Origin of the sequence: Blastococcus sp. TF02A-30, from assembly GCF_003319185.1 — a bacterium.
Classification (GTDB): domain Bacteria; phylum Actinomycetota; class Actinomycetes; order Mycobacteriales; family Geodermatophilaceae; genus Blastococcus.
This window is the reverse complement of sequence record NZ_QOHJ01000018.1, coordinates 1-1,021: the sequence shown is the minus strand read 5'-3', so window position 1 is coordinate 1,021 and position 1,021 is coordinate 1. Positions and strand designations below refer to the sequence as shown.

3 protein-coding genes are annotated in these 1,021 nt (G+C 67.2%); 2 read left to right on the top strand and 1 reads right to left on the bottom strand.

The genetic code is table 11. The annotated features are described in order from the left end of the window. Window positions 1-209: helix-turn-helix transcriptional regulator (locus tag DQ241_RS20230; protein ID WP_147252421.1), on the bottom strand; the 209-nt coding region annotated here is incomplete at its 3' end. Window positions 210-351: 142 nt separating this feature from the next. Between DQ241_RS20230 and DQ241_RS20940 the strand changes: the two genes are divergently transcribed. Both DQ241_RS20940 and DQ241_RS21490 read left to right on the top strand, forming a co-directional pair. Beyond that, window positions 352-735, top strand: coding sequence for a transposase (locus DQ241_RS20940; RefSeq protein WP_199584791.1), 384 nt, complete (start codon window positions 352-354; stop codon window positions 733-735). After that, window positions 632-1,021, top strand: a 390-nt coding sequence (locus tag DQ241_RS21490; RefSeq protein ID WP_199584793.1) for a transposase, incomplete at its 3' end; no start/stop codon positions are given. The genes DQ241_RS20940 and DQ241_RS21490, both read left to right, overlap by 104 nt.

Genomic DNA, 1,021 nt, shown 5'->3' with positions numbered 1-1,021 from the left:
AGATGTGTATAAGAGACAGGCCCGCAGCCGCGCAGGCAGGCCAACTGGTTGGACATCACCTGCTTGGACACCCCCAGCTCCCCGGCCAGCGCCGACGGGCGGGCCGGCCCATCACGCAGGGCCAGCAGGATCCGGGTCCGGGTGTCATCAGAGAGGGCATGGCCCAGTCGGGACAACGCCGAGACATGAGTGAGGGTCGTGGTGCTCATGCCTAGAACGGTACAGCATAACGTGTACCCTTGTCGGGGTGCCGCCCGGCAAGCGGCCGGCACCATGGCCCGATCCCAGGAGGTCCGCGCAACTAGGGCGTGTCTGAGAATAGATGCACGAGTCAGCTGAGACCCTGGGGACATGTCCCGGTTCCAGATGCTCTCTGACACCCAATGGGAGTTGATCGCCCCGATGCTCCCGACCCGGACCGGCCGCGCCGGCAGGCCGTTCGCCGACGCCCGCACCATGGTGGAGGCGATCATCTACCGGTACCGGTGCGGAATCGCTTGGAGGGATCTGCCCGAGGTCTACAGGCCCTGGCAGACCGTGTGGACCTGGCATCGGCGCTTGGCCGAAAAAGGCACCTGGGACACGGTGCTGGCCACGCTGACCGCCGCCGCTGACGCCGAAGGCCTGATCGATTGGTCGGTCTCGGTGGACTCCACGATCGCCCGCGCCCACCAGCACGCGACGAACATCACCCGCCACACAGGGGGATGGATCGAACTACAAGAATCCGCGTGAGGAGCCGGCCGATCACGGCATCGGGCGCTCCCGTGGCGGGCTGAGCACGAAGATCCATCAGCTCGTCGATGGGACCGGGCTGCCGCTGGTCAGCCTGATCACCCCCGGCCAGGCAGGGGACTCCCCGATGCTGCTTCCTCTTCTGGAGCAGCTGCGCGTGACCCGGCCAGTAGGGCGGCCCCGGACCCGCCCCGAGGCGGTGCTGGGCGACAAGGCGTACTCCTCCCGGGCGATCCGCACCCACCTGCGTGCCCGCCGGATCAAAGCCTGTCTCTTATACACATCT

Bases quoted from the DNA above. Each gene is read 5' to 3' on its own strand.
- DQ241_RS20940 (WP_199584791.1), top strand. From the start codon at position 352: ATGTCCCGGTTCCAGATGCTCTCTGACACCCAATGGGAGTTGATCGCC.